Source organism: Iamia sp. SCSIO 61187, from assembly GCF_019443745.1.
Classification (GTDB): domain Bacteria; phylum Actinomycetota; class Acidimicrobiia; order Acidimicrobiales; family Iamiaceae; genus Iamia.
The window spans coordinates 2,641,469-2,659,132 of sequence record NZ_CP050948.1; the positions used below are offsets into that span (position 1 = coordinate 2,641,469).

The window sequence follows — 17,664 nt, forward strand, 5'->3', positions numbered from 1 at the left end:
GGGCCGGGCCGCCCGGAGCGGGTCACCCGTAGAGGGCCCGGGGCCGCTGGAGGCAGCCCATGCAGAGCTCGGCGTCGGGCACCAGCTCCAGGCGCTCGACGGGCAGCGGCTCGCCGCACGCGGCGCAGCTCCCGTAGGTGCCGGCGTCGAGCCGGCCCAGGGCGTCCTCGAGCGACATCCGGGCGACCCGGTGGGCGTCGGCCTCGGCGCCGACGGGCACGCCGGCCGCCTGGCGCTCGTTCGCCTCGATGGCGGCGACGAGCACCTCGCGCAGACGGATCAGGGCATCGGGCTCGATCGGTGTGGGTCGGTGGGGTGCGGTCATGGACACGGGGATGCTCCTCGGTGGTGGGATCGGGTCGGGACGGGGTGTCGACGGGGCCCGCCCCGCCGGCGGGCGGGGTACGGCACCGGTCGGAGACGAGGCCGGGGCGCTGCGTCGGCGGGACGGACCGTCTGGCTCTGGCGGCGCCGGACGCGGGCCGTGACCGCGCCCAGGGCGCCGAGGCCGGCCAGCGGCTCGTCGCGGTGGCAGGTGCAGCGGCGACCGCGGGCGACCGACCACGTCGCGGCCATCACCGTCGCCACGACCAGCAGGACGATGATCTCGTTCGGCACCATCACCGCACCGCCTCGAGGATGCGCCGGTCGGCGTCGCCACCGACGTCGGCGTCGGAGGAGCGCTCCGAGGGGGACGGGGCGGACGGGAGGGTGCGGTGGTCCGGCGCCAGCGCCGCCCGTCCGTGGTGGGCGAGGAAGCCGTCGGGGACGACCACGACGCTCCCGCCGGCCCGGGCCAGCCGGTCGGTCAGGGGGCGGTCGGGACCGGTGGCGACCTGTGGCCGGGCCCCGTCCTCGACGAGCAGGACGTGGTGGGCACCGGGGGTCGCAGCCCGCACCGGAGCCAGCCCCCGGACGGCGGTGCCCCGGTTGACGGCGAGGGCGAGGCTGACCATTGCCGACCGCTGGCGATCGTCCAGTGCCCGCCGCAACGTGCGCTGCGCCAGCGCCGCCAGCGTGGCGGCCGACGTCTCGGAGTGGTCGCCGGCCAGGGTGCCGACGACCGGGCCCCGGTGGCCCCGGTCGAGGAAGGCCCGGACGATCCGGTCGTCGCCGGCGACGACCAGCGGCGTCCGACCCGGGAGCGCCGCCCTGACCAGCAGGTCGGCCCGGGCCAAGCCGATGTGGAGCTGGAGCCCGAGCGGGTCCCACGGCGGCCTCGGCTCCCACAGCGTCGCTCCGTCGGAGCAGATGAGGCGGGCGCCGCCGGCGGTGAGGCGGAGGATGGCGAGGCGGCCGAAGCCCCACGTGGCCTCGATGATGCCCTCGTAGGTGGGCGCCGGCCCGACGATGACGCGATCGGTGACGGCGTGGTGCAACACGACGGTGCGGCCGTCGTCGCTGCCGGCGACGAGGGCCACGCCCTCACGGGCGGGCGCCCGCGCCACCCGGTCGGCCAGGGTCCAGAGCTGGCGGACGACGCGGGCCCGGGCGGGTGACGGCGGCACGGCCCGCGCCAGGCGGCGCTCGGCGCCGCTCACGTGGCGGGCGAGGCGGCGCCGGTCGCCGCTGCGCAGGTGCGCCGCCGGCTTGGTCGCCATCGCCACGGTGACGACGGGCGTCGACGGGTGGCTGCGGATCAGGGGCCCGACGACATCGTCGTCGGTCGGTCGGGGGGTGCGCGCGAGCGCCATGGCTGCTCCTCGGGACGAGACGGACACCGGCGCAGCGGGCGATGGGCCCGCGCGCCGTTCACTCGACACCGGGCGCGCCCGTCCGGCGCGCCCTCGTCGGTTCCACACCTGCCGTCGGCGGCCCTGCGGGCGGCCGACGGAGGCTCAGGTGCGGGTGGGCGGCGCGCCGAGGAGCAGCGAGCGCCAGTCGGTCCGGCGCTCGAACGCGGGGATGATGAACCCCCGATGTGAGCACGCAGCCGTCGCCGTCATGGCCTCGACCATAGCCCCGCCTCCCGCGAACGGCGCCCCTCCGCAGGATCCCGCCGCGGCGCTCACCGAGCGCGTCGGCGGATCAGGTGAGGCGTCGGTCCCCGGGGTTCACCACCCGCAGCCACCGGAAGCCGTAGCCCTCGAGCTCCAGCTCGACCCGACCCCGGGCGTCGAGCTCGGTGGCACCGTCGCAGAGCTGGTCGACCAGGCGGGTCCCCTCCGGCTCGTCGGCGAGCTGCAGGGGCACCGTGCACGCCTCGGCGCCCAGGTTGTGGACGGCGATGGTGGAGGCCCCGTCGTGGCTGGTCCGGTGGGCGAGCACCGACCGGTGCGGCTGGTCGAGCACCTCCATCGCACCCCAGCCGAGCTCGGGCGCCTCGCGGTACCGCTGGGCCAGGAGGGTGACGAACCGCAGCAGGGACGACGGGTCCCGCCGCTGGGCCTCGACGTTGACGTGCTCGGGGCCGAAGGCGCCCTCGACGACGGGTGCGGCGAGCCGGGAGGGGGCGGCCTCGGAGAACCCGCCGTTGCGATGGGTGTTCCACTGCATGGCCGTGCGCACCGCGCTGCGGCCCTCGGCCGAGAGCTCCTCCCCCATCCCGATCTCCTCGCCGTAGAACAGCACGGGCGTGCCGGGCAGCGAGAACAGCAGGCTGTACACCATGCGGATCCGGCGAGGGTCGCCGTCGAGCATCGGGGGCAGGCGGCGACGGAGGCCGCGCCCGTAGATCTGCATGTCGGGGTCGGGCCCGAAGGCGGCGAAGACCTCGGCCCGCTCGTCGTCGTCGAGCTTGTCCAGGGTGAGCTCGTCGTGGTTGCGGACGAAGGTCGCCCACTGGCAGTGCCTCGGCAGCTCGGGCCGGTCGCGCAGGGCCTCGACCAGAGGCTCGGCGTCGGCCCGGGCCAGGGCCAGGTAGAGGCGCTGCATGGTGATGAAGTCGAAGAGCATCGTGAGCTCGTCGCCGTCGTCCCCGCCCACGAACTCGTACTGCTGGTCGTGGGCGAGGTTGACCTCGCCGAGCATGATGGCGTCGCCCTGGCGGCGGCTGAGGAACGCCCGCAGGGTCTTCAGGTACGTGTGGGGGTCGGGGAGGCTCTCGTCGTGCAGCTGCGCCGTCTCGATGAAGAACGGCACGGCGTCGACGCGGAACCCCGACACGCCGAGCGAGAGCCAGAAGCCCATCACCTTGGCGATCTCGTCCCGCACCGCGGGGTTGGAGACGTTGAGGTCGGGCTGGTGGCGGTAGAAGCGGTGCAGGTAGTGCTGCCCGGCCTTGTCGTCCCACTGCCAGATGCTCGTCTCCTGGTCCGGGAAGACGATGTCGGACGGCTTGGTCGGCGGCGGGTCGTCGCTCCACACGTACCAGTCCCGGTAGCGGGAGCTCCGGCTGGCCCGGGCCGACCGGAACCAGGGGTGGCGGTCCGAGGTGTGGTTGACGACGAGGTCAACGATCACCCGGATGCCACGGTCGTTCGCGGTGCGGAACAGCTCCACGATGTCGCCGTGGTTCCCGAGGCGGGGGTCCACCCCGTAGAAGTCGGTGATGTCGTAGCCGTCGTCGCGGTCGGGCGTCGGGTAGAAGGGCATCAGCCACAGGCACGTGACCCCGAGCTCGGCCAGGTAGTCGAGGCGCTGCACGAGCCCCGCCACGTCGCCGGTGCCGTCGCCGTCCCAGTCGAGGAAGGTCTCGACGTCCAGGCAGTAGACGACGGCGGTCTTCCACCACAGGTCGCTGGTGTCGGTGATCTTCACGGGCGGGTCACCTCCAGCTCGGGGAGCACCCGTTCACCGAAGGTGTCGATGAACTCCCTCTGGTCCTGGCCCACGTGGTGGAGGTTCACCATGTCGAACCCCACCTCGGCCAGCTCCTCGATCCACGCCACGTGGCGGGCCGGGTCGCTCGAGATCAGGACGGTGCCGTGCATGTCCTCGGGCCGGATCCGCTCTCCGACGAGGTCGAAGGCCTCGACGCTGTCGGTGTCCCAGCTCACCGGCGGGCCCACCACGTTCGTCCGCCACTGGTCGTGGGCGATGGCGAGGGCGGCGTCGTCGTCGGCGGCGTAGGAGACGTGGACCTGGACGGCCATCCGACCGCGACCGCCGTTGCTGCGGTAGGCGTCGACGACCCGGCGGAGCTGCTCGACCGGCTGGTTGACGGTCACCAGGCCGTCGGCCCAGCCGGCGACCCACGCCGCCGTCTCGACCGACACCGCAGCCCCGATGAGCGCCGGCGGCTCCTCGGGGAGGGTCCAGAGCCGCGCCCGGTCGACGGTGACCAGGCCGTCGTGGCTGACCTCCTCGCCGGCGAAGAGGGCCCGCATCACCTCGACGCACTCCAGGAGGCGGGCGTTGCGCACCTCCTTGCGGGGCCATCCGTCCCCGGTGATGTGCTCGTTGGACGCCTCCCCCGACCCGAGCGCCACCCACAGGCGCCCCGGGAACATGGCCGACAGCGACGCCGCCGCCTGGGCGATGATCGCCGGGTGGTAGCGCTGCCCCGGAGCGTTCACCACGCCGTAGGTGAGGCCGGTGGTGGCGAGGGCGGCGCCGAGCCACGACCAGGCGAACCCGCTCTGGCCCTGCCGGGCGCTCCACGGGGCGAAGTGGTCCGAGCACATGCCCGCGGTGAACCCGGCGGACTCGGCCCGTTGCACCGCCTCCAGCAGCGCAGCCGGGTGGATCTGCTCGTGGGACGCGTGGAAGCCGACGATCGTCATGGGTCCTGCGACTACCCGACGATCGCCACGCTCACCCGTTCGGCCGGCGCGGGGATGACCTTCGGCCCTGCCGGGGACCCTCGGCGGGGGCCACGATCGGGGTGGAAGGAGGAGGTCGACGTGCGAGGTGCGATCAGCGCATCAGCCAGCACCATCGGCCCACGACCCCCTCGGCCGGTCCGGTGACGGCGCCCGCCTCCAGCCCGTCCCGACCCGTCGGGCGACGGACCGTCGTCATCGCCGTCGCCGTCGTCGCCGCGCTGCTCCTCGGGGCGGCGCTCGTGGTCGTGATCTCCCGGGGCGACCCCGACGCCGAGCGCACGACCCCGCAGGGCGACCAGCCGACCACGGCGCCGGCGTCGGACACGACCGAGGGGACGGTCCCGGGCCTGCGGTTCCTCCCCGAGGACGTCCCCGACGATGGCTCCCGTGCCCCGCTGACCGGCCTTCCCGTCGCCGACCCGCGCACGCTCGACCGCCCTCTCCTGGCGATCAAGGTCGACAACCTCGACGTGCCCGGGGAGACCGCCCGACCGCAGACCGGCCTGGCCTTCGCCGACGTCGTCGTCGAGGAGGTGGTCGAGGGCGGGATCACCCGGTTCGTGCTCCTGATGCACTCGACCGACCCGCCGCCCGTCGGCCCGATCCGCTCGGCCCGCACCACCGACGTGCACCTGCTCCCCGCCTTCGGCACGAGCCTCTTCGCCTACTCGGGCGGCAACCCGGGGGTGCTCGCCGCGGTCCGCGCCGCCCCGGCGATCCTCGACCGCGGTGGCGAGTCTCCTCCCGCCTACGTCCGGGTGCCGGACCGGTCGGCCCCGCACGACCTCTACCTGCGGACCGAGGTGGTCTGGGGTGACCCGGGCGTCGCCACGCCGCCGCCACCGCTGAGCGACTTCCGTCCCCGGGGCGCGCCGGTGAGCGGCGGCGAGCCGACCGGCGGCGTCGCCATCGACCACGGGGGCATGGCCTCGAGCCCGATCCGCTGGGAGTGGCAGCCCACCGTCCGGCGGTGGGTGCGGTACCAGCGGGAGTCGGTCCACGTCGACGGTGAGGGCTACGCCGTCGGTCCCCGCAACGTCGTCGTGGCCTTCACCGACTACCGCCCCAGCCCGGCCGATCCGCGGTCGCCGGAGGCGGTCACCGTCGGCGCCGGCGAGGCGTGGATCCTGATCGACGGCAAGGTCGTCACCGGCCGGTGGGAGCGGCCGACCGAGGACTCCCCGTTCTCGCTCCTCGATGCCGCCGGCCGGCCGGTGCGGCTCTCCGCCGGCCGCACGTGGATCGAGCTGGTCGAGCCGGCCGCGGCGACGCTGCTGCCGGCGGCCTGATCCCGTGTCGCGCCCCCGGCTCCCTCCTCGCTGGTTCATCCGGGCCTTCTGGTTCGCCCACCGCCGCGTCGTCCGTCTGACGGGTGGCCGCCTCGGTCTGTGGCGACCGAAGCCGGGTGGGTGGGGAGCGCTGCGCCTCACCACCGTGGGTCGGCGGACAGGCCGCGACCGCAGCGTCCGGGTCGGTTACATCGAGGATGGGCCGACCCTCGTCACCATGGCCATGAACGGGTGGGGGACGGCCGAGCCGGCGTGGTGGCTCAACCTCCAGGCCCACCCCGACGCCCGGGTCGAGACCCGCGACGGACCCCGTCTCGTGACCGCCCGGGCGGCGCACGGCGAGGAGCGGGAGCGACTGTGGTCGTGCTGGCGGGAGATCGACGAGCACCTCGATGCCTTCGCGGCGCGCCGTCCGACCAAGACCGCCGTCGTGGTGCTCGAACCCCGCGCCTGACCATCACGAGGACGACCGGCAGAGGCGCGAACCGGCGACATCTCCGACGCTGCGACGCTCAGCCAGCAAGACCCTCGTTGGCCATCGCAGGTTGCGATGGGTCGCAGGTGCGCGGCCCGCCCCCTGGGCTGGCCTCAGCGCCGGGCGGGCACCCCGGCGACGACGTCGGTGACGGCGGCCAGGTCGGCCTCGATCCGGGCCTGCGCCTCCGGGGTCAGCCCCAGCGCCGCCTCCCAGTCGTGCAGCGCCTGGTTCACGGCCTCGGCCTTGGCGCGACCGACGTCGGTCAGCTCCACGATGATGCGCCGCCGGTCGCGGGGGTCGGGGCGACGCGAGACCCAGCCGGCGGCGACGAGGCGCTCGATGGTGAGGCTCATCCCGCCGGTGGTGCGGCCGAGGATCGCGCACAGCTCGACCGGCGACGAGCGCCCCCGCCGCATGAGCGCCAGCACCAGGTAGTCCGAGACGGTGATGCCGTGGGGTTCGACCAGGTCGTCGAGGACCCGGGTCACGAGCATGTTGAGCCTCACCACCCGGGTGAGCAGCCCCACCTCGATCTCGGGGATGCCCGCCTCGGCGGACCAGGAGCTCACGGCTCGATCCCGAACCGACCGAGACCGAACGCCTCGACGGCGTTGCCGCGCAGGAAGGCGACGGTGTCGGCCTCGTCCATGCCGGCGGTGGCGCAGAGGCGGTGCGCGACCTGGCGCGAGCGGGGCCAGGTGCCGTCGGCGTGGGGGTAGTCGGTCTCGAACAGGATCGACCCCATCCCCACCGCCTCCCGGGAGCTGAGCCCGTGCTGGTCGTCGAAGATGCAGCCGTAGACGCGACCGGGCACGTACGAGCTGGGCGCCCGGGGGAGGTCGACGCCGCCGACCCCGTCGCGCCACACGATGTCGGCCCGCTCGAGCAGGTAGGGCATCCACCCGATCTGGCTCTCGGCGTACACGACCTTGAGCTCGGGGAACCGCTCCAGGGTCCCGGAGAAGATCCAGTCGCACAGCGAGCCCTGGGCGTTCTGGGCGCTGAGCGCCATGCTCACCGCCAGCGGCGCGTCGGGGGAGGTGGTCGGCATCTGCGACGACGACCCGATGTGCATCGTCACGGTCGTGGCCGTCTCCTGGCAGGCCCGCCACAGCGGGTCCCACGCCCCTGAGTGCATGGACGAGAACCCGAGCCGCGCCGGGTTCTCGGAGAAGGCGATGGCGTAGGAGCCCTTCGCCGCGCACCGGCGCACCTCGTCGGCCGCGAGGTCGGCGTCCCACAGCGGGATCAGGGTGAGGGGGATGAGTCGGTGACGGCCCGCCCCGCCCGACCACTCGTCGATCATCCAGTCGTTGTAGATGCGGATGCACCGGAGGGCGAGGTCCTTGTCCTCGCGCTCGGCGAAGCCCTGGCCGCAGAAGCGAGGGAAGGTGTTCGGGAAGTTGACGGCGGCCTCGACGTGGTTGGCGTCCATGTCGACGAGGCGGGCCGCCTGGTCGTGGGCGCCGTCGCGGAAGTCCTCGTAGATGGCGGGCACGTTGACGACCTCGGCCTGCTCCATCCCGACGGGGGCGTGGAGGCGGCCGGTGGGCATGGCGAGGTCGTCGTAGAGCCAGACGTCGCACCACTGCCCGTCGGGCGTGCCCCGCTCGAAGCCGTAGTGGCCGCCGGTGAAGGACAGCGTGACCCGCTCCCGGGAGACCCGGGGGCCGCCGTCCCGCAGCGAGGCGGGGAGCTCGCGCTGCCACAGGTCCCGGGGCTCGAGGATGTGGTCGTCGACCGAGATGATGCGGGGCAGGTCCTCGACGGCAGGGGTGACGGGCATGGTGCTCCTCGACGGATGGATCGCTATGTGCCAAGTTACTTTCCACACACCTACCTGTCACGGAGCCCCGATGAGCGACGACCGGCCCGGTCCCCTGATCTCCTCGATCGACGAGCACCCGTGGACCGAGGTGAAGGCCCAGTCCCACGACGGCCGCCGGACCTCGGTCTGGGAGAAGTTCCTGGAGTGGTCGCCGGCGCGCCTCGTCGTCTACGCCCGCTACGACCCGGGGATGGTCGTCGAACGCCACGGGCACGCCTCGGACCACTTCGTGTTCGTGGTCAGCGGCGAGCTCACCGTCGGGGACCGGGTCTGCTCGCCCGGCACCCACATCAGCCTCGAGCAGGGAGCCGTGTTCGGCCCCCTGGTGGCCGGACCCGAGGGCGCCACCCTCTACGAGATCATGTGCGGGGACCCGCGCGCCGTCCCCGCCGACCCCGAGGGCTTCGAGCGCCTGCTGGCCGAGCGCGGCATCGAGCCCCTCCCCAACCCCCCGGTCCCCTGGCCCACGTGGCTGGCCGACCGCACCGACGGCGACCCCGGCGCTCCCTGATCGGCGGAGGCCGGCCGCTCAGCCGGCGAGACGGTGGACGGTGACGTCGTTGGGACCGGTGCGGAGGAGGGCGTCGTCGACCATGACGACGACCTCGGCGCCTCCGTCGGTGGGGACGGCCGGGGCCACCGCGCCCACGACGCCGTTGACGGCGACGGCGAGCTGCTCGCCCACCAGGTCGGCGGCCACGCCCAGCCTCACCAGGGCGGGCACCCGGGTGGGATCGTCCGCCAGGTCGTAGCGGCTGGGATCTCGCAGGGTGGCCTCGACCGGGCGCAGGTCGGCGTCCGCGCCGACGTCGGTGCCGACGAGGTCGGCGTGTGGTCCGATGCGCCAGAAGCGCCCCGCCCCCGACCCCCCGTCGAGGAAGCGGTCGACGGCGGCGTCGGCCACGCTCTCCCGGCCGGTCTCGGGATCGATCGAGATGGGGTCGAGCGACGCCACCCCGAAGGCGTGGACGTCGGCGCCGTGGAAGGGCTTGGCCTCGTCGTCCCGCCCGGCGCCGAGCGCCGACGTGCCGTCGATCTCCCAGGGGATGTCGACGTCGAGGACGTCGGCGATCGTCGGGAGGACGTCGACGGTCAGGACGTTGGCGTCGCTGACGCGGCCGTCGCGCTGGCCCGGCTCCTTGACGAGCAGCGGTACCCAGGCCAGCTCGCCGAGGGTCGGCTCGGTGAGGGGCTGGCCCTCGATGCCCCGGATGGGCCGACCGGCGTGGAAGGAGATGCCATGGTCGGCGGTGAGCACGACGAGCGCCTCGTCGTAGAGGTCGCGCTCGCGGAGCGTGGCGAGCAGCTCCCCCACGAGGCCGTCCAGGTAGGCCACCTGCAGCTGGAGGCGCTGGCGGGCCAGCGTCGGGAACCACTCCTCCTCGGCCCAGTCGTCCTCGATGCGGCCCGAGTCGGCCGCCGGCGGCTCGTAGCGGGCGCCGGAGGGCAGGTACCGGTAGGGCACGTGGGGCAGGAGGATGTGGAGGTAGTGCAGGGTGGCCGAGTCGTCCTCGAGGCCGTCGAGGAGCTGGCGGAACCGGCTCGGTTGGTTGATGTGGAAGTCGGCGAAGACGTCCTCGCCCGATCCGGCGGCGTCGGCCTCTGCGTCGACGTCGGCCTCCGCCTCGGCCTCGGCCTCGGCGTCCGCTTCGGCCTCGACGAAGCCGGCGGTGACGTCGCCGGCGTCACCGGAGAGCGACAGCCGGGCCCGCATCACGTCCACGGCATCGCCGAGGAGCGACCCGGACCCGACGGTCGCGGGCGGTGCGTCGACCTCGCACAGGTCGGTGGGGCACAGGCGCGTGGTCGACTCGGTGACCTTCATGGCGTAGGTGTCACCGAGGAGGGTGAAGAGGCTCTCGGGGTGGTCCGACGCGAGGGGCGCGGCCCCGTCCCTCGGCATCGTGCCGGTGGCGATCGACGACACCGCGTAGCCCGTCGAGCTGCTCACCGCGGTGGTGTTGCGGAAGAAGGTCGAACCCGCGGCCAGCTCGGCCAGGTTGGGGTACAGCTCGTCGTCCACGGTGCCGTCGGAGCGCATGATGGCCGTGAGCGGCAGCTCGTCGAGCACGAGCATCACGACCGGGGCCGGTGACCCGACGGCGGTCCGGGCCACCTCGACGTCGTCCCCGGCGACGAGGGGGGCGGTGTCGGAGGCGAAGAGGAACAGGGCGACGAAGGCCACCGGGGCGACGGACGCGAACCGCAGCCACAGCCGGGCCGCCGCCGCCCGGGCGACCAGGACCGTGCCGAGGACGGCCCCGACGACGGCGAGCGCCATCAGCGGCCACCCGCTCACCAGGCTGCGGCCGGCCTGCACGGCGAACACCCAGACCAGCACGGCCGCGATGGCCAGGTGGACGACCCTCCGAGCGATGCCGGAGACCAGACCCACCGTCGCCTCGACCAGCCACAGCGCGAGGGGCACGGCCCCGGCGACGAGCAGCGCGAACCGCACGATGTCGGCGGCCTCGGCGTTGCGGAAGACGAACTGGCTGGGGGTGCGCCCGAACAGGTCGAGGACGGGCTGGGCCACGGCGAAGCCCGACAGGGCGAAGATCTCGACGAAGGCGGCGCCCTCGCGTCGCCACCACGAGGGTGCCTCAGTGGCCTCGGACCCGGACGGACGGAGCCCGCTCGATGGCTCGTCCGGCCCCCGGTCCGCGACGAGAGTCACCGCAGGGTGCAGCGGTAGAGCGTGCGGGTGCCCGACGGCAGCGTCTCGCTCTCGGCCACGTCGAAGCGCCGGCGCAGGGCCAGCTCCCAACCCTCCCGGGTGTAGTGGTCGAAGAGGCCATCCCGCTTGCGGGCCAGCAGCCGGGCCGCCATCGGGTCGTCGCGGTGCGGGAGCTCCACCACCAGGGGGGCGCCGAAGTCGGCGAGGAGGTCGACGATCTGGCGGAACGGCACCGTGTTGGAGAGGGCCAGGTGGTGCACGACGGCGAGGGCGAGGACCAGGTCGGGACGGACGCGCTCCACGAACGGTGGGCGCTCCCGTCCCCGCCAGCCGAGGCCGGGCGAGGGGTCGGCCAGGTCGAGGACCAGGGGCAAGATGCGGTGCTCGGCGGCGGACCGCAGGCGCCGGTAGAGGCGGTCGACGACGAGGTGGTCGGAGTCGACGGCTACGGCGGAGCGCGCCCCGGCGTCCACGGCGAGCTGGGAGAAGCGGCCGTCGTTGGCGCCGAGGTCGAGCACCGTCGCCGGGCGCTGCTGGGCGACGGTGCGGGAGACGAAGGCCTCCTTGGCGGCCAGGTCGCCGTCGGTGTAGTGCGACCGATCTCCGTAGTCCGACCAGGTGGACTCGTCGACGTCCCAGCGCAGGGACTCGACCGTCTTCTGGAGGTTGTCGAGCTGGGCGTCGAGCACCTTGGGGCCGAAGCCGGCGCGGGTCATCTCCACGTCGAGCCGGGACCCGTCGGCGTCGTGGTCGGCGTAGCGGCGCTCGGCCCGGGCGTGGAGCGACACGTGGACCGCCAGCCGCCGGTCGAGGCGCTTGCGGCCCCGGATGAGCGCCGCCACCTCAGCGGGGTGGATCCCCTCGAGCGACCCCCGCAGCCACGGCTGGAACGGGATGCCTCCCACGGCCTGGACGACGAGCGGGTTCAAGAAGAGCTCGCAGAACTGCCGGTAGCCCGGCCACGGCTCACCGGCGCGCAGCCGCTCGAACGATCCGACGTCGATGAACACGGGGCGGGCCCCGTCGAACTGGACGTTGTAGGGGGTGGCGTCCTTGGTGATGCACCCGTCGCCGAGGAGCCGGCGCGCCACCTCGATCTGCAGCACCGCGGCGTCGCGCAGCATCCCGAAGCTCCACTCGAAGGGGTAGCTGATGGGCGTGATGCGCCGGTGGTGGACGACCTCGGCCCACTCGTCGCCGAGGTCCAGGCTCCGGCGCTCCTCGGTGGTCAGCACCCGGGTGGCGACGACCTTGTGCTCGTCCTCGAGGGCGGCCAGCGCCCCGGTGGTCCGGGCCGCCGCCAGGTCCTCGGCACCGGCGGCCGTCAGGCCCCGGTAGACCTCGCCGTCGACGATGAAGACGCGCGACAGCGGGTCGCGGAACGACCCGGGATCAGCGGCGTCGCCCTCACCGGGGGGGCCGGTCAATCGGATGGCTTGGAGCCGACGAGCTCCTCGCGCGCCCGGTCCGCCTCGGCCCGCCGCTTCTTGGAGAACAGGCCGAGGAAGCGGTTGCTGTACATCCGGAAGAGGACTCCCACGCCGGCGGCGCCGCCGGCGAGGGCGGCGATGATCATGGTGCCCGCGCCGGCGTCGAGATAGCTGAGCATCACGGGACACTACCGCTGCTCGCAGCGCTGCGAGCCATCGACCGTCCGGCGCCGTCTCCCCGCCGTTCGCGCCCCGTTCACGGCACGGCGCCGGTTCAGCCGTGGAGGGTGGGCCGGTACGTGAGCTCCTGGGTGTGGCCGTCCAGGGTCCGGGTCTCGACCAGGTCGAGGTCGAAGTCGGCGGCACCCCGGAAGATCGGGTCCGTCCCCGTGGTCCCCGTGATCACCGGGAAGACGGTGATCTGGACGCGGTCGACGAGGCCGGCGGCCATCAGCGCCCGGTTCAGCGACAGGCTGCCGTGCGAGCGCAGCGGGACGTCGGACTCCTCCTTGAGCCGGGCCACGACGTCGACGGCGTCACCGCCCACGATCGTCGCGTCGGGCCAGTCCAGCGGCACCTGCAGGGTGCTCGAGACGACGGTCGCCGGCAGGGCCCTCATCCGGTCGACCCACGGGTCCCGCACCTCGGACTCCTCGGTGCTCGAGCCGATCATCTCGATGAACTGGCGGAGGGTCGTGGCCCCGAAGACCATGCGCTGCTCGGGGCCGTACAGGGCGAGGCGGCGCTCGAGCAGCTCGGGACCCTGCTTGCCCCAGTAGCCGCCCCAGTCGCCGGGCTCGCGGTACGAGCCGTAGCCGTCGAGGCTGGCGAAGACGTCGAAGGTGTAGGTCGCGGTCACGGTGATCTCCTGGTGCGCATCGGGCGGGCCCGCCGGGTGCGGTCCCTGACCTCTCCACGAACGGACCCGGCGGGGATCGACAGGTCGGATCGCCGATCATTCCCGCCGGCTGTCGATCGCGTCGATCGCGATCGTGGTGGGTGTCGTTCACCGCCGGCCTGGTCCCGGCGTCGACACCGTCTCGGTCAGCCGTCGTAGGCGGCGGCCACCTTCTTGGGAACGCACATCCGCCAGGCGTCGACGAGCAGCTCCCGCAGCTCGTCGAGGTCCAGGGCCTCGAGCCGGACGCAGACCCACCGGAACCGCATGTCCGAGGGCCGGGGCAGGAGGAACTTGCCGGGCTCGGACTCGACGAGCGCCTCGCGCTCCTCCTTCGGGAAGCCGAAGCCCATGATCGTGTCGTCCTCGTAGAAGGCGGCGTAGACGAGGCTCCCGACCCGGAACCGCACCGAGTCGCGGACGGACGCCTCGTACGAGCGAGGCAGGGTGGCCGCGATGGCCCGGGCGTCGTCGATCGTCACCCCCATCGGCGGCGCAGCACCTCGGCGGTGCGGTCGTCGGCGGGCAGGAACGCCTCGAGGTGGAGCTCGGCGAGGGTCACGTCGACCGCGGTGGCCAGCGACGTGAGCGTGGTGATGAGCCGCAGCTCACCGTCCCGGGAGGCGAGCTCCAGGGGGACCGAGAAGCCCAGCACCTCGGCCTCGGCGGCCAGCGGGGGGAGGTAGCCCTCCAGCTCGTCGAGCAGTGCCTCCAGCGCGGGATCGGGGCTGCGCACCAGCTGGGCCCGCATGCTCTCGGTGATGTGCCGTCCCCAGGCGGGCAGGTTGCGCACCCGTGCGGCCAGGCCGTCGGGGTGGAGGGCGAGCCGCCACACGTTGACTGGCGGCGCGAGCAGGCAGGGGTCGACGTCCTCGTGGAAGACCTCGAAGGCCCGGTTGGCGGTGACCAGGACGCCGTGGGGACGCACGACCATCGCCGGGAACGGGAGGTGGCCGTCGAGGATCGCGTCCAGCGCCCGGCGCACCGGACGGAGGGCGTCGTCGTCGAGCGGGGACTCGGGGAACGCGGGGGCGAACCCGGCCGCCACGAGCAGCTCGTTGCGCTCGCGCAAGGTGAGGTCCAGCGACTCGGCCAGGCGGAGCACCACGCCGCGACCCGGGCGGGAGCGACCCTGCTCGACGAAGCTCAGGTGGCGCTGGGTCGTGCCGGCGCGCACCGCCAGGTCCAGCTGGCTCATCCGGCGGGCCGTGCGCCAGCGACGCAGGACGGTCGGGAAGTGGCTCATCGACGGACGATCTTCGGCCATGGCGGGACCCGGTGCGATTCCCTCGAGGGAGTTGCTGGCCGCGACTCCCCCGCGGACGATGCCCCCATGACCGACACCGCAACCGTGATCGACCAGTACAACGCCGCGTTCCTGGAGCGGGCACCCGAGAAGCTCGTGGACCTCATCGCCCCCGACTGCGTCATGGAGGGCACGGGCCCCGCCCCCGACGGCAACCGGTGGTCGGGCTACGACGAGTGCCTCGCCGGCTGGCAGGGGCTGGCGACCGACCCCGCGATCCGGTTCACCGTCGAGGACGTCGACGTCCACGGTGACCGCGCCGTCGTCCGCTGGCGGATCGCCGGGGCGGAGGGCTACCGGGGCGTGAACCTCATGCGCATCCGCGACGGCAAGATCGTCGAGGCGCTGGGCTACGGCAAGCGGCCCTAGCCGAGCACCACGGTCACGACCAGGCCGCCGCCCGGGCGGGGGGTGAGGTCGAGGGTGCCGTCGTGGGCCGTGACGATGCTGTGCACGATCGCCAGCCCGAGACCGACGCCGACGTGGGCGTCGGTCCGGACGCGCTCGGTGCCGCGCTGGAACGGCTCGGTCAGGGTCGGGAGGAGCTCCGGCGACACGGGGCGCCCGGTGTTCTCGACCCGGAGCACGGCGGCCCCCTCCTGCGGCTCGGTGTGCACCGTGACGGTGCCCCCGTCGGGGAGGTTGTGGACCACGGCGTTCTGGACCAGGTTCGTGACCATCCGCAGCAGCAGCGCCCGGGACGCGACCGTCGGCGTGGGCTCGCCGGTGACGTCGAGCGTGGCGCCACGCTCCTCGGCGAGCGGGAGCAGCGCCTCGGCCACCTCCTCGGCGATGAGCGAGAGGTCGACCGGTTCGCGGGTGAAGCTCCGGCGGTCGCTCCGGCTGAGCAGGAGGAGGGCCTCGGTGAGGTCGATGGCCCGGGCGTTGACCGTGTGGAGGCGCTCGATGAGCTCGCCCTGGTCCCGCGTGGGGTCCTGGCGGGCGACCTCGAGGAGCGTCTGCGAGATGGCCAGCGGGGTGCGCAGCTCGTGGGAGGCGTTGGCGGCGAAGCGCTGCTGCTCGGCGACGTGGGCCTCGAGCTGCTCGAGCATGGCGTCGAAGGCGTCGGCCAGCTCGCGGAGCTCGTCGGTGCGACCCTCCAGCTGGATCCGGTGCCCGAGCGACCCGGTCGCGGCCAGGCGGGTGGCCTGGGTGATGCGCCGCAGCGGGGCGAGCATCCGCCCGGCGAGCGTCCATCCCCCGACGAGGCCGAGCACCAGGAGCAACGCCAGGGCCTGGAGGGCGCGCGGGGTGAAGGCGCGCTCGAGGTCGGACCGGCTGGGGACGTGGGGGCCGGGCCGGCCGGGCTGACCGCTCGCATCGAGCGGTCCGACGACGATCGTGTGGTCGGGCACGTAGCGCAGCAGGAACACCCGGACCACGGCCAGGAGGATGACCCCGGCGACGACGACCAGCCCGGCGTAGCTGAGGGTGAGCTTCATCCGGGCGCTGAGCCCGCGGGGCCTACCCATCGACGTCACCCGCAGTGCCGGGGGCGGAGCCGGTGTCGATCCGGTAGCCGACGCCGGGCACGGTGGCGATGACCCAGGGCTCGCCCAGGCGCTTCCGCAGGGCGGACACGGTGATGCGGACGGCGTTGGTGAAGGGGTTGGCGTTCTCGTCCCAGGCCCGCGCCAGGAGCTCCTCGGCGCTGACGACCCCGCCCTCGGCGGCGACGAGGACCTCGAGCACGGCGAACTGCTTGCGGGTGAGCGCCACGTAGCGTCCGTCGCGGAAGACCTCCCGACGGAACGGGTCCAGCCGGACGCCGGCGATCTCGCTGATCGGGGGACGGGCGTGGGCCCGCCGCCGGTCGAGCGCCCGCAGCCGCATGACGAGCTCGCGCAGCTCGAACGGTTTGGTGAGGTAGTCGTCGGCGCCGAGCTCGAACCCGGACGCCTTGTCGTCGATCCGGTCGGCCGCGGTGAGCATGAGGATGGGATGTCGTGGCCGGAGGCGACGATGTGCCGGGCGACCTCGTCACCGGAGGGGCCGGGGATGTCGCGGTCGAGGACGGCGATGTCGTAGGAGTTGATGCGGAGCAGCTCGAGGGCGGTGTCGCCGTCGCCGGCGATGTCCGCGGCGATCGCCTCCAGCCGGAGGCCGTCACGGACGGCGTCGGCCAGGAAGGGCTCGTCCTCCACGATCAGCACGCGCATCCCCGACCCTACGTAGCCCGGGATATCGCTGGCATATGGGTTCCCGCCGGTCCGCTGCGGCCCGGAGCCGGCTCACGGCTGCATCCTCGGGTCCTCGGTCGGGTCGGCGTACGTCGGGGGGCAGCCGTCGTCGACCGCGGCGGGGTGGAGCTCGAAGTGCCAGGGCTCGTTGGCGTAGGTCGGGCACAGTCCGTGGGCGGCGCCGTGGTCGGCCAGCCAGGCCGCGCCCTCGGGCGGTCCGACGTCGACCGCGTCCCCCGAGACGTGCCGCGACGTCTCCGGGGTGGCGACCCACCGTGCCGCCTCCTCGGGCGAGCCGTGCTCGTCGACCGCCTCGTCCAGGAGTCGCTGCTGGTGCTCGGCCGATCGCCAGCCGCTGTTGACCAGGATCCCGACGCCGTCGGCCTCGGCGGCCGTCGCCGCCCGCTGCAACGCGTCGAGGAGGTTCGGGTCGAGCCGGCCGACCGCCGGCACCTCCTCGTCGAACACCGAGACCGCCGCCCCGTCGGGGATGACCCCGTCAGGGTCGGCCGGCGGGGCCGGGCCGGTCGCGCGGGTGCCGCCGGTCGGCGCGCCCGGCCGCGCCGGCGCCCACACCGCAACCCCGCCGCGGCGGTCGCCGCCGCCGTCGGCGGATCCGAGCGACGGCAGGGCCACCGATGCGGCGAGGGCGGCGCCGAGGAGGGCGAGGAGGACGATCCGGGGCGCCGAGCGGGCGGGCGCGGGCGGGGCGGCGCGGTGCTCCATGCCGCCAGTGAGGACCATGCCCCGTTGCGACGGCATCGGTGGTTCTCCATACGCCGGCGATACACGCCTTCCCCGGCCAGGAGCGCGCTCCGGCCAGGAGCGCGGTCGGGGGCCACGACGGGCCAGCCCCGTCGAGGCCCGGGACC

The 17,664-nt window shown here is 74.0% G+C and carries 18 protein-coding genes and 1 pseudogene; 4 read left to right on the forward strand and 15 right to left on the reverse strand.

Going from position 1 to position 17,664, the window contains the following annotated elements; translation table 11 throughout:
- Window positions 1–22 precede the first annotated feature (22 nt).
- The 4 genes from HC251_RS12660 to HC251_RS12675 all read right to left on the reverse strand — a co-directional run bounded on the left by HC251_RS12660 (window position 23) and on the right by HC251_RS12675 (window position 4,664).
- Window positions 23–325, reverse strand: a complete 303-nt coding sequence (locus HC251_RS12660) for a TraR/DksA C4-type zinc finger protein (protein ID WP_219940977.1) — start codon at window positions 323–325, stop codon at window positions 23–25.
- 295 nt (window positions 326–620) lie between these two features.
- The gene (locus HC251_RS12665; protein ID WP_219940978.1) at window positions 621–1,694 is read right to left on the reverse strand and encodes a hypothetical protein; all 1,074 of its coding nucleotides are present in this window, start codon (window positions 1,692–1,694) and stop codon (window positions 621–623) included.
- A 334-nt stretch (window positions 1,695–2,028) separates the two neighbouring features.
- Window positions 2,029–3,699: an alpha-amylase family protein gene (locus tag HC251_RS26020; RefSeq protein WP_219940979.1), complete on the reverse strand. Its 1,671-nt coding sequence runs from the start codon at window positions 3,697–3,699 to the stop codon at window positions 2,029–2,031.
- The gene (locus HC251_RS12675; protein WP_219940980.1) at window positions 3,696–4,664 is read right to left on the reverse strand and encodes a TIGR03885 family FMN-dependent LLM class oxidoreductase; all 969 of its coding nucleotides are present in this window, start codon (window positions 4,662–4,664) and stop codon (window positions 3,696–3,698) included. The genes HC251_RS26020 and HC251_RS12675 overlap by 4 nt, the downstream gene beginning before the upstream one ends.
- A 182-nt stretch (window positions 4,665–4,846) precedes the next feature.
- Here HC251_RS12675 and HC251_RS12680 point away from each other — a divergent pair, with 182 nt between their 5' ends.
- Together HC251_RS12680 and HC251_RS12685 are read left to right on the forward strand one after the other, a co-directional pair.
- Window positions 4,847–5,995 carry a DUF3048 domain-containing protein gene (locus tag HC251_RS12680; protein ID WP_219940981.1) on the forward strand — a complete coding sequence of 383 codons (1,149 nt, stop codon included), beginning with the start codon at window positions 4,847–4,849 and terminating at the stop codon, window positions 5,993–5,995.
- Complete coding sequence (locus HC251_RS12685; protein ID WP_255566392.1) at window positions 5,904–6,449, forward strand: nitroreductase/quinone reductase family protein; 546 nt, start codon at window positions 5,904–5,906, stop codon at window positions 6,447–6,449. Before HC251_RS12680 ends, HC251_RS12685 begins: the two co-directional genes overlap by 92 nt.
- 134 nt (window positions 6,450–6,583) lie before the next feature.
- On the opposite strand, the gene HC251_RS12690 is transcribed toward HC251_RS12685, so the two are convergent.
- Both HC251_RS12690 and HC251_RS12695 read right to left on the reverse strand, forming a co-directional pair.
- Window positions 6,584–7,042, reverse strand: a complete 459-nt coding sequence (locus HC251_RS12690; RefSeq protein WP_219940983.1) for a MarR family winged helix-turn-helix transcriptional regulator — start codon at window positions 7,040–7,042, stop codon at window positions 6,584–6,586.
- Window positions 7,039–8,259: an amidohydrolase family protein gene (locus HC251_RS12695; RefSeq protein ID WP_219940984.1), complete on the reverse strand. Its 1,221-nt coding sequence runs from the start codon at window positions 8,257–8,259 to the stop codon at window positions 7,039–7,041. Before HC251_RS12695 ends, HC251_RS12690 begins: the two co-directional genes overlap by 4 nt.
- Window positions 8,260–8,329: 70 nt before the next feature.
- Here HC251_RS12695 and HC251_RS12700 point away from each other — a divergent pair, with 70 nt between their 5' ends.
- Window positions 8,330–8,812 carry a hypothetical protein gene (locus tag HC251_RS12700; RefSeq protein WP_219940985.1) on the forward strand — a complete coding sequence of 161 codons (483 nt, stop codon included), beginning with the start codon at window positions 8,330–8,332 and terminating at the stop codon, window positions 8,810–8,812.
- 18 nt (window positions 8,813–8,830) lie between these two features.
- Here HC251_RS12700 and HC251_RS12705 read toward each other — a convergent pair whose 3' ends face one another.
- The 6 genes from HC251_RS12705 to HC251_RS12730 form a co-directional block, all read right to left on the reverse strand.
- Entirely contained in the window at window positions 8,831–10,978 is a 2,148-nt protein-coding gene (locus tag HC251_RS12705; protein WP_219940986.1) for a sulfatase-like hydrolase/transferase, read from the reverse strand.
- Window positions 10,975–12,405, reverse strand: coding sequence for a methyltransferase domain-containing protein (locus HC251_RS12710; protein WP_219940987.1), 1,431 nt, complete (start codon window positions 12,403–12,405; stop codon window positions 10,975–10,977). Before HC251_RS12710 ends, HC251_RS12705 begins: the two co-directional genes overlap by 4 nt.
- Window positions 12,402–12,587 (reverse strand): hypothetical protein, encoded by a 186-nt coding sequence (locus HC251_RS12715; protein ID WP_219940988.1) that lies wholly within the window; start codon window positions 12,585–12,587, stop codon window positions 12,402–12,404. Before HC251_RS12715 ends, HC251_RS12710 begins: the two co-directional genes overlap by 4 nt.
- A 95-nt stretch (window positions 12,588–12,682) precedes the next feature.
- Window positions 12,683–13,267: a dihydrofolate reductase family protein gene (locus HC251_RS12720; protein ID WP_219940989.1), complete on the reverse strand. Its 585-nt coding sequence runs from the start codon at window positions 13,265–13,267 to the stop codon at window positions 12,683–12,685.
- Window positions 13,268–13,452: 185 nt separating this feature from the next.
- The gene (locus HC251_RS12725) at window positions 13,453–13,794 is read right to left on the reverse strand and encodes an MmcQ/YjbR family DNA-binding protein (RefSeq protein WP_219940990.1); all 342 of its coding nucleotides are present in this window, start codon (window positions 13,792–13,794) and stop codon (window positions 13,453–13,455) included.
- Window positions 13,785–14,552: a helix-turn-helix domain-containing protein gene (locus HC251_RS12730; RefSeq protein ID WP_219940991.1), complete on the reverse strand. Its 768-nt coding sequence runs from the start codon at window positions 14,550–14,552 to the stop codon at window positions 13,785–13,787. The genes HC251_RS12725 and HC251_RS12730 overlap by 10 nt, the downstream gene beginning before the upstream one ends.
- Window positions 14,553–14,639: 87 nt before the next feature.
- Here HC251_RS12730 and HC251_RS12735 point away from each other — a divergent pair, with 87 nt between their 5' ends.
- Window positions 14,640–14,981, forward strand: a complete 342-nt coding sequence (locus HC251_RS12735; protein ID WP_219940992.1) for a nuclear transport factor 2 family protein — start codon at window positions 14,640–14,642, stop codon at window positions 14,979–14,981.
- Here the strand turns inward: HC251_RS12735 and HC251_RS12740 are convergent.
- The 3 genes and pseudogenes from HC251_RS12740 to HC251_RS12750 all read right to left on the reverse strand — a co-directional run bounded on the left by HC251_RS12740 (window position 14,978) and on the right by HC251_RS12750 (window position 17,554).
- Window positions 14,978–16,084, reverse strand: coding sequence for a HAMP domain-containing sensor histidine kinase (locus HC251_RS12740; protein WP_219940993.1), 1,107 nt, complete (start codon window positions 16,082–16,084; stop codon window positions 14,978–14,980). The two genes, HC251_RS12735 and HC251_RS12740, sit on opposite strands and share 4 nt — an antisense overlap.
- Window positions 16,077–16,771 (reverse strand): annotated as a pseudogene (locus HC251_RS12745) (response regulator transcription factor). Before HC251_RS12745 ends, HC251_RS12740 begins: the two are co-directional and overlap by 8 nt.
- 72 nt (window positions 16,772–16,843) lie before the next feature.
- Entirely contained in the window at window positions 16,844–17,554 is a 711-nt protein-coding gene (locus HC251_RS12750) for a M15 family metallopeptidase (protein ID WP_219940994.1), read from the reverse strand.
- Between the last annotated feature and the right edge of the window lie 110 nt (window positions 17,555–17,664).

Coding starts and splice junctions, on each gene's coding strand:
- HC251_RS12740 (WP_219940993.1), bottom strand. CDS start 16,084: ATGGGTAGGCCCCGCGGGCTCAGCGCCCGGATGAAGCTCACCCTCAGC.
- HC251_RS12695 (WP_219940984.1), bottom strand. CDS start 8,259: ATGCCCGTCACCCCTGCCGTCGAGGACCTGCCCCGCATCATCTCGGTC.
- HC251_RS12685 (WP_255566392.1), top strand. CDS start 5,904: ATGCCGCCGGCCGGCCGGTGCGGCTCTCCGCCGGCCGCACGTGGATCG.
- HC251_RS12730 (WP_219940991.1), bottom strand. CDS start 14,552: ATGAGCCACTTCCCGACCGTCCTGCGTCGCTGGCGCACGGCCCGCCGG.
- HC251_RS12750 (WP_219940994.1), bottom strand. CDS start 17,554: ATGCCGTCGCAACGGGGCATGGTCCTCACTGGCGGCATGGAGCACCGC.
- HC251_RS12700 (WP_219940985.1), top strand. CDS start 8,330: ATGAGCGACGACCGGCCCGGTCCCCTGATCTCCTCGATCGACGAGCAC.
- HC251_RS12725 (WP_219940990.1), bottom strand. CDS start 13,794: ATGGGGGTGACGATCGACGACGCCCGGGCCATCGCGGCCACCCTGCCT.
- HC251_RS12715 (WP_219940988.1), bottom strand. CDS start 12,587: ATGCTCAGCTATCTCGACGCCGGCGCGGGCACCATGATCATCGCCGCC.
- HC251_RS12660 (WP_219940977.1), bottom strand. CDS start 325: ATGACCGCACCCCACCGACCCACACCGATCGAGCCCGATGCCCTGATC.
- HC251_RS12675 (WP_219940980.1), bottom strand. CDS start 4,664: ATGACGATCGTCGGCTTCCACGCGTCCCACGAGCAGATCCACCCGGCT.
- HC251_RS12735 (WP_219940992.1), top strand. CDS start 14,640: ATGACCGACACCGCAACCGTGATCGACCAGTACAACGCCGCGTTCCTG.
- HC251_RS12665 (WP_219940978.1), bottom strand. CDS start 1,694: ATGGCGCTCGCGCGCACCCCCCGACCGACCGACGACGATGTCGTCGGG.